The 6,809-nt window shown below is 72.1% G+C and carries 7 protein-coding genes, 2 tRNA genes and 1 pseudogene; 1 reads left to right on the top strand and 9 read right to left on the bottom strand.

Going from position 1 to position 6,809, the window contains the following annotated elements; translation table 11 throughout:
- The 9 genes from G3I42_RS38395 to G3I42_RS10530 all read right to left on the bottom strand — a co-directional run.
- Positions 1-1,182 (bottom strand): M48 family metallopeptidase (locus G3I42_RS38395; protein WP_164284638.1); only part of this gene is annotated, 1,182 nt, incomplete at its 3' end.
- Positions 1,183-1,277: 95 nt separating this feature from the next.
- Entirely contained in the window at positions 1,278-2,333 is a 1,056-nt protein-coding gene (locus G3I42_RS10495; protein WP_164284641.1) for a UDP-N-acetylmuramate dehydrogenase, read from the bottom strand.
- Between the two features lie 100 nt (positions 2,334-2,433).
- A complete protein-coding gene (locus G3I42_RS10500) occupies positions 2,434-3,876 on the bottom strand; it encodes an MFS transporter (RefSeq protein WP_164284644.1) in 1,443 nt (480 codons plus the stop codon).
- A gap of 107 nt (positions 3,877-3,983) precedes the next feature.
- Entirely contained in the window at positions 3,984-4,520 is a 537-nt protein-coding gene (locus G3I42_RS10505) for a TetR/AcrR family transcriptional regulator (protein ID WP_164284647.1), read from the bottom strand.
- Between the two features lie 140 nt (positions 4,521-4,660).
- On the bottom strand, positions 4,661-5,089 hold the full coding sequence (locus G3I42_RS10510) for a MaoC family dehydratase (RefSeq protein ID WP_164284650.1): 429 nt from the start codon (positions 5,087-5,089) through the stop codon (positions 4,661-4,663).
- Positions 5,089-5,547 (bottom strand): MaoC family dehydratase N-terminal domain-containing protein, encoded by a 459-nt coding sequence (locus tag G3I42_RS10515; RefSeq protein WP_164284653.1) that lies wholly within the window; start codon positions 5,545-5,547, stop codon positions 5,089-5,091. Before G3I42_RS10515 ends, G3I42_RS10510 begins: the two co-directional genes overlap by 1 nt.
- Before the next feature lie 231 nt (positions 5,548-5,778).
- Complete coding sequence (gene rpmG / locus G3I42_RS10520) at positions 5,779-5,943, bottom strand: 50S ribosomal protein L33 (protein WP_007823188.1); 165 nt, start codon at positions 5,941-5,943, stop codon at positions 5,779-5,781.
- Positions 5,944-6,033: 90 nt separating this feature from the next.
- A tRNA-Met gene (locus G3I42_RS10525) sits at positions 6,034-6,106 on the bottom strand.
- A 54-nt stretch (positions 6,107-6,160) separates the two neighbouring features.
- Positions 6,161-6,233, bottom strand: a tRNA-Thr gene (locus G3I42_RS10530).
- Positions 6,234-6,545: 312 nt separating this feature from the next.
- Here G3I42_RS10530 and G3I42_RS10535 point away from each other — a divergent pair.
- A pseudogene (locus G3I42_RS10535) lies at positions 6,546-6,809 on the top strand (hydrolase); the annotation flags it as partial.

The raw sequence follows: 6,809 nt of genomic DNA on the forward strand, positions 1-6,809 counted from the left end.
CTGCCGCGGCGGTCCGGCGAGCAGGGCCTCGCGGCGCAGGTGGGTCGGGGGGTGGGTGCTGTCCACGCGATGGCCGTGGCGCACGGCCAGGCGGCGCCGCCGCTCGTACTCCGTCTCCGGCACCGAGGCCGCGAACGCCGCGAGCCGGTCCCACAAGGAACGCTCGGCGGCCGGTTCGGGGCGCTGCCCGCGCGCGGCCCGCGAGCCGACGACGACGCGGGCCGCCTTGGCGTTCTCCAGGCCGAGCGCGGCGAAGGCCGCGTCCGCGACGAGTATCTGGTCGAGGAGTTCGGTCGCCGCCCGGGTGGAGGCGACGCGCGCCGCCGAGCGGTCGGCGAGGTACTCGGCCCGCAGTGAGGACCGCAGGCACAACCGGGTGAGCCCGGAGTGCAGGGCGCGCACGAGCCACCACGGCGGGCGAAAGACCAGGGTGTTGAGCCACGCGCGTGCGGAATGCCCGTCGGGGGCCAGGTAGTAGTCCCAGGTCTCCAGGGAGCGCAAGGCCGTTCCCAGGACCCTTCCGTGCCGGGTGTCGCCGTGGGCGTGGTGGGCGAGTTCGTGGCCGAGGAGGGCGAGGCGCTGCTCCGGGCCGAGGCTCTCCCACAGCGGGAGCCCGAGCGTCAGCAGCATCCGGCCGCGCACCCCGTACCGCATGGCGCTCGCGTTCACCTCGCCGTCGATCGCGATGAGGTCCACGCCTCGTGTCCCGACGGCCGCGGCGATCTCGTCGACGAGCCCGTACAGCTCGGGGGCCTCGGTGCGCCGCAGCAGCACCGCGTCCTCGGGCACGCGCGCGAACCGGGGCCGCAGCCCCCACGCCAGGGCGAGGAGCAGCAGCCCGACGAAGGGGAGCGCGCTGGGCCACCCGGCGGCGAAGCACCAGACGGCGAGGCCCAGAACGACGAACGTGAGCGCGTGCACGGCGAGGCCCAGCGCGAGGGCGAGGCGGGCGCTGGGCTCGCGGCGGGGCGCGGCCTGCTCCGTACCGAGGAGTTCGGCGAGCAGCTCCCCGCCGCACCGTTGCGCCCGTGCCCGCCGGACCGCCTCGCGGCGGTCCACCTCCTCGGGCTCGCCCGGGTCGATGTTCCACTCGCACGCGGGACACCAGCCGACGAACCGCGCGTCCGCCGTGACCTCTCCCCCGCACTCCGGGCACGCTCTCCCGCTCGCCGCGTCTCCCACGCTCGTCTCCTCCCTCTCGGCCCTCCAGGGCCTCTCGAAGAAGAGAAGTGGATCAGACCGAGCGGGCGCCGTCGAGCGGTTACCGCCGCACGCCCCTACAGCCCCACGCCCACCATGACCGGCTCGTTGACGAGTTCCACGCCGAAGGCGTCCCGTACGCCCGCCACGACCTCGCGCGCGAGCGCGAGCAGGTCCTCCGTGCTCGCCGTGCCCCGGTTCGTCAGGGCGAGCGTGTGCTTCGTCGAGATGCGCGCGGCGCCGTTCCCGTAGCCCTTCGTGAAGCCTGCCTTGTCGATGAGCCAGGCCGCCGAGGTCTTCGTGAGTCCTTCGCCCGCCGGGTAGGCGGGGGGCTGGACGTCCTCGCCGAGGCGGGCGTGGGCCTTGGTGAGGAAGGTGGTGAACTCGGCCTCGGTGAGCAGCGGGTTGGTGAAGAAGGAGCCCGCCGACCAGGTGTCGTGGTCCTCGGGGTCGAGCACCATGCCCTTGCCCGCGCGCAGCTTCAGCACCGTGTCGCGCGCGGTCGCGAGCGGCACGCGGTCGCCCACCCCGACGCCGAGCGTCCGCGCCGTCTCCGCGTACCGCACGGGCGCCGAGAGCCCGTCGGCGTCCTCCAGCGCGAACCGCACCCGCAGCACGATCCACCGCTCGGGTTCCGCCTTGAAGCGGCTCCAGCGGTACGCGAAGCCGCACTCGGCGGCGGGGACGGTCACCGTCTCGCCGCTCGCGCGGTCGTAGGCGAGGACTTCGGTGACGGTCTGCGCGACCTCCTGGCCGTACGCGCCGACGTTCTGGATCGGCGTCGCCCCGGCCGAGCCCGGGATGCCCGCCAGGCACTCGATCCCGGCGAGCCCGGCGGCGACGGAGGCGGCGACCGTCTCGCTCCAGTTCTCCCCGGCGGCGACTTCGAGCCGGGTGCCGTCCAGGGTGCGGCCGGTCGTCGCGACGCGCAGCGCCGTTCCGTCGAAGCCCTTGTCGCCGATGACGAGGTTGCTGCCGCCGCCGATCACGAGCAGCGGTTCACCGGCCGTGTCGGCGGCGCGGACGGTCTCGACGATCTCGGCGTCGGTGTGGGCCGTGACGAGGCGGCGCGCGGCGCCGCCGAGCCGGAGGGTGGTGAGGGGGGCGAGGGGAGCGTCGTGGAGTTCCTGCACGGCTTCAGCGTACGGGGCGGGGGCGCGCACCCGCCGTGCACGCCCCCGCCCCTTCGCCCGTACGTGCCGCACCCGGCCCTCCCGTACGCGCTCCGCCGTCCTACGCGGCCACTCGCGCGTCGGGTACCGCGAGCGGCTCCCCGGCCCCCGGCTCCGGCCGCGGCTTCGCGCCGCCCCCGCGCGGAATGAGCAGCGCGATCACCGCACCGAGCAGCACCCCGCCCGTGCCCGCCCACAGCGCCGGGGTGAGCCCGTCCACGAAGCTCCCGACGCTCTCGTACCCGCCCCGCGCGGTGAAGACGGCGCTCAGGACGGCGATGCCGAGCGCCCCGCCGACCTCGCGGACCGCGTTGTTGACGCCCGAGGCGATGCCCGCCTCGGCGGGGCGGACGCTGTCCATGACGAGGGCCGAGGCGGGCGCGAAGAAGAGCCCCATCCCGACGCCGCCGAGGATCATCCCGGGCAGCATCTCCCCGTACGAGACCCCCGCGTCGAAGAGGTAGGCGAACCAGCCGAGCGCGATCCCCTGGAGGAACAGCCCGGCCGCGACGACCCGCCGCCCCCCGAAGCGGTCGCTGAGCAGCCCGGCGATCGGCGCGGCGACCATCGGCATCGCGGTCCACGGCAGCATCCGCAGGCCCGCCTCGGTCGGCGACCAGCCCCGTACGAGCTGGAGGGCCTGGCTGAGCAGGAAGATCGAGCCGAACATGCCGAGGAACATCAGCAGGCTGACGCCGTTGATCGCGCTGAAGGCCCGCCCCCGGAAGAGCCGCATCGGCACCATGGGGCGCCGCGAGCGCAGCTCCCAGACGACGAACCCGGCGAGCAGCGCGGTCCCCGCGAGGAGCCCGCCGAGCACGGGCACGCTGCTCCAGCCGTCCCCGTTGCCGTTGACGAGCGCGTACACGATCCCGAAGAGACCGCCGCTGACCAGGAGCGTTCCGGGCAGGTCCAGGCGCGCCCCGGGCGCGGTCGACTCGCCGAGCCGCAGCGGCGCGAGGACGAGGAGCAGCACGCCGAGCGGCACGTTGACCCAGAAGATCCAGTGCCACGAGATGTGCTCGGTGAGAGTGCCGCCGATGAGCGGTCCGGTCGCGACCGCGAGGCCGTTGACGGCGCCCGTGATGCCGTACGCCATGCCGCGCCGCCCGGCCGGGACGGCCGCCGCGATGAGCGTGAGGATGAGCGGCATCATGACCGCCGCGCCGACGCCCTGCACGGCGCGCGCGGCGATGAGCTGGTCTATCGACTGCGCGAAGCCGGCGAGTCCCGAGGCGAGCGTGAAGAGGGCGACGCCCGCCGTGAACATCCGCCGCCGCCCGAAGCGGTCCCCGAGCGCGGCCCCGAGGAGCATGAGGACCGCGAAGGTGAGCGTGTAGGCGCTGACCGTCCACTCCAGTTCCCCGGCGCCGCCGCCGAGATCGGCGCGGATCGAGGGCAGCGCGTTGGTGACGACGAGGTTGTCGAGCGCGGCCATGAAGCCCGCGATCCCGGTGATGAGCAGCACCCAGAAAACGGGCCGCCGACTCGGTGTACGTGTCATGTCGTGTGTCCCCCAGACACTTGAACCTTAGTTATTGATCACTAACTTCACGAGGCATGCGGAAAGACGGGACGTACGCGAAGACCCGCCGCACCCCCGGCCGTCCCCTACCCCTGGAACTCCTTCGCCACGGGCACGTCCTCGAAGCCGCGCCAGACGTGGTGATCGGGCGGGAAACCGAGCGAGACGAGATTGTTCATCAACATGCCCATCGCCAGGAACTCTGCGGCCTCCTCGGCATTCCCGCCGAGGCGCAGCAGCAGGAAGTCCCACAACTCGACCCAGTTCCGCCGGAGTTCACCGGCGAACTCCTCGTCGCCCGCGCTGCGGGCGGCGGCGGCCTGCCCGTAGATCCGCAGGAACATCAGCGGGAACTCGGGGCGTCGCTCGATGAGCCTCTTGTACGCGATCCCCATCGCGACCATCGCCCCCTCCTCCCCCGCACCGTCGGCCGCCTCCTCGAACACCCGCACCGTCTCGCGCAGGGAGTACGCGGCGGCGGCGAGGAAGAGCTCCCGCTTGTTCTTGAAGAGCCGGAAAAGATACGGCTGCGAGACCCCGACGCGCTGAGCGATCGACTCGGTCGACGTCCCCTCGTACCCCCGCTCGGCGAACTCGACGACGGCGGCACGAATGGCGCTCACGCGCCGCTCCTCAGCACTCATCCTGACCACGAGAAGTAAGTTAGTACTCAATCACTAACTTGGCAAGCGCGAGAGCGGGGCGGGGTTCACGCGAACCCCGCCCCAAGCATGGGCGCACGCGCGCCCCGCCGCACCCCGGCTCACGCCAGCCGGACGAGCGCCCGGCTCATGCCCAGCACCTTCTGCCCGCCGCTGGTGGCCACCAGGTCCACCCGCACCAGCCCGTCGTCCAGCTTCGCCGCGACCTTGCCGCTCACCTCGACGACGGCCCCCTCGTCGTCGTCGGGCACGACGACCGGCTTCGTGAACCGCACCCCGTACTCGACGACGGCGCCCGGATCACCCGCCCAGTCGGTCACGACCCGTACGGCCTCGGCCATCGTGAACATGCCGTGCGCGATGACGTCCGGCAGGCCCACGGACTTCGCGAAGCGCTCGTTCCAGTGAATGGGGTTGAAGTCCCCCGAGGCGCCCGCGTACGCGACGAGCGTGGCGCGGGTCACGGGGAAGCTCGCCGGGGGAAGCTCGGTGCCGACCTCGACGTCCGCGTAGGCGACGGTGGCGCTCATCACTTCTCCCCTTCCCCGGCCGCGCGGGCCACGAGCTTCGTGACGGCCGTCACGACGAGTTCACCCTTGGCGTCGTGCACCTCACCCCGGACGTCGATGACGTCGTTGCCGGCGAGCGACTTGATCGAGTCAATTGTGGAGGTGACGCTCAGCACGTCCCCGGCCCGGACCGGGCGCACGTAGACGAACTTCTGGTCCCCGTGCACGACGCGGCTGTAGTCGAGCCCGAGCGCCGGGTCCTGGACGACCTGCGCGGCGGCACGGTACGTGACCGTGAAGACGAAGGTCGGCGGTGCGATCACGTCCTCGTGCCCGAGCTTCCGGGCAGCCTCGGGGTCGGTGTACGCGGGGTTCTCGTCGCCGATCGCGCGCGCGAACTCGCGGATCTTCTCCCGCCCCACCTCGTAGGAATCGACGGGCGGATAACTCCGCCCCACGAAGGACTGGTCGAGCGCCATGCGCCGTCCCACCTCCCGGTCTCGGCTGTACGTGCGGACGTGTAAGCGGCGGTACGTGTACGTGACGTATCGCGGCGCCCCAGCGTCTCACGAGCGGGGCGGAGGCCCGGGAAGAGCCCGGACCCGTCCCTGCCGCCCTGCGGACAAGGGGCCCCGGAAACGCCGAAAGGCCGCTCCCCGAAGGGAACGGCCTCGCGAACGAGCCTGATACGAGGGCCCGTGACCGGAAGGTCAGCGGGTCTCGCGGTGCGCCGTGTGCTTGTTGCAGCGCGGGCAGTGCTTCTTGAGTTCAAGACGATCCGGGTCGTTGCGCCGGTTCTTCTTGGTGATGTAGTTCCGCTCCTTGCACTCCACGCAGGCCAGCGTGATCTTCGGGCGGACGTCGGTGGCAGCCACGTGAGTGCTCCTTGACGAACGGATAGAAAACGATTAACGCAGGAAAGAGTAGCCGACCGAAGGACCGACCCCACAATCGGCTACTGTCAGTAGCGGTGACCGGACTTGAACCGGTGACACAGCGATTATGAGCCGCTTGCTCTACCGACTGAGCTACACCGCCTCGATGCGAGTGCGACCCCCGTCCCGTCAAGGACGGGGGACACTTTCACACCAGAGCCCCAAAACGGAATCGAACCGTTGACCTTCTCCTTACCATGGAGACGCTCTGCCGACTGAGCTATTGGGGCGAGCGAGGAAGACATTACACGCTCGCGGGCTGTTCCCCCAAATCCTTATCGCGGCAGGTCGCGGTAGTGCGCGCCCGCGCTCCTCCACCCCGCACGCCACCCCCCGTACGCCTGTGACCAGCGCGAGCACCCGTGCGCCCCGCGCCGGACGGACGCGCCGCCCCGGGACATTTCGCCGGTACGACTATTGCCCTCCTGCTCGTCGTCGCGAGAAGGGAGCTCTAGGCTCGTGCCCACTCTGGGTGATCACGGGGTGATCACATTCCGCGAGTACCCGACCCACGGGAGCGAGTACCCGACCACGGGAGCACGATGCCCGACAGCCCTCCGCCCTCATCCCGCCTCCCCGGCGGCAGCGGCGGCCCCGGCGCCGGCCTGCTGCTCAGCGGTGCACGGCTGAGCGACGGGCGCACCGTGGACGTCCGCCTCGCCCGCGGCCGCATCGAGGCCGTGGGCACCGTCGGCAGCCTGGCCGCGGGCGGCGCGCACACCGTCGACCTCGCTGGCTGGCTCCTGCTCCCCGCCCCCGCCGAACCGCACGCGCACGCCGACACCGCGCTCACCGCGCTCACGCCG

Source organism: Streptomyces sp. SID11385, assembly GCF_010548245.1.
GTDB lineage: Bacteria > Actinomycetota > Actinomycetes > Streptomycetales > Streptomycetaceae > Streptomyces.

Excerpts from the sequence above, each read along its gene's own strand:
- G3I42_RS10515 (WP_164284653.1), bottom strand. The coding sequence starts at position 5,547 with ATGGCGCTCGACCAGTCCTTCGTGGGGCGGAGTTATCCGCCCGTCGAT.
- G3I42_RS10510 (WP_164284650.1), bottom strand. The coding sequence starts at position 5,089 with ATGAGCGCCACCGTCGCCTACGCGGACGTCGAGGTCGGCACCGAGCTT.
- G3I42_RS10500 (WP_164284644.1), bottom strand. The coding sequence starts at position 3,876 with ATGACACGTACACCGAGTCGGCGGCCCGTTTTCTGGGTGCTGCTCATC.